Source organism: Streptomyces sp. NPDC048565, from assembly GCF_040650935.1.
GTDB lineage: Bacteria > Actinomycetota > Actinomycetes > Streptomycetales > Streptomycetaceae > Streptomyces.
In genome coordinates this window covers 1-1,278 of sequence record NZ_JBEZIH010000066.1, presented here as the reverse complement: position 1 = coordinate 1,278, position 1,278 = coordinate 1, and the positions used below count along the sequence as shown (strand labels likewise).

The 1,278-nt window shown below is 66.1% G+C and carries 1 protein-coding gene; it reads right to left on the bottom strand.

Features of this window, described 5'->3' with window-relative positions:
* On the bottom strand, window positions 1-1,181 hold a 1,181-nt coding region (locus AB0C75_RS35855), incomplete at its 3' end, for an acyltransferase domain-containing protein (protein ID WP_362896729.1).
* Window positions 1,182-1,278 lie beyond the last annotated feature (97 nt).

The window sequence follows — 1,278 nt, the reverse complement described above, 5'->3', positions numbered from 1 at the left end:
AGCCAGTAGTGTCGGCGTTGGAAGGCGTAGGTGGGCAGTTCGGTGTGGCGGGCACCGGTCCCGGCGAACAACTCCTGCCAGTCCACCGCCACCCCGGCCGCGAACAACGCACCCAACCCAGCCAGCACCGACTCGACCTCACCATGACCACGACGCAGACTCGGCACCGCCGTAATGTCCTCACCATCCAGACACTCCCGCACCGACCCCGTCAGCACCGCGTCCGGACCCAACTCCACGAACCGCGTCACACCCCGCTCGCGCAACCCCACCACAGCATCCGCAAACCGCACCGTGTCACACACATGCCGCACCCAGTACTCCGGATCCGCCACCGCCTCATTCACACCCGCGAGATACGGCGGCCGAAACACCAACCCCGCCACCACCGCACGAAAATCATCCAGCATCGGCTCCATCAACGGCGAATGAAACGCATGACTCACCACCAACCGCTTCGTCCGGAAACCCCGCTCGGACAACCGCCCCACAACCCGCTCCACCGCGGACCCGGCCCCCGACACCACCACCGACACCGGACTGTTCACCGCGGCAACCGACACCTCACCGCCCAGCTCAGCCACCACCGGCGCCACCACGTCCTCACCCGCGGCAACCGCCACCATCACCCCACCCGACGCCAGCCCCTGCATCAGCCGACCCCGCGCAGTCACCAACACACACGCATCCGCCAGCGACAACACCCCCGACACATGAGCCGCAGCAATCTCCCCCACCGAATGACCAGCCACAAAATCCGGGACCACACCCCACGACCCGAACAACCGGAACAACGCCACCTCAACCGCGAACAACGCCGGCTGCGCAAACTCCGTCGCATCCAGATCCAGACGGCCCCCAGCACCCTCCTCACCAAAAACAGCCGCCCTCACCACCGGATCCAACAACTCACACACCTGATCAAAAGCAGCCGCGAACACAGGAAACCGCCCATACAACTCCCGGCCCATCCCGACCCGCTGCGAACCCTGACCGGAAAACACCACCGCCACCCGGCCCCGACCCACCACACCCGACACACACCCGGCCCCGGCCCCACCCCCAGCCACAACCGCCAACCGATCCAGCAACTCCTCCCGCCCCGAAGCCACCACAACCGCCCGATCCCCATGCACCGCACGATCAGCCGACAACGAAAACGCAACATCCACCAACGCCACACCAGGCCGCTCCACCACAAACGACCGCAAACGAGCAGCCTGACCACCCAACCCACCCGACCCACGACCCGACAACACAAACGGCACCACAGCAGGT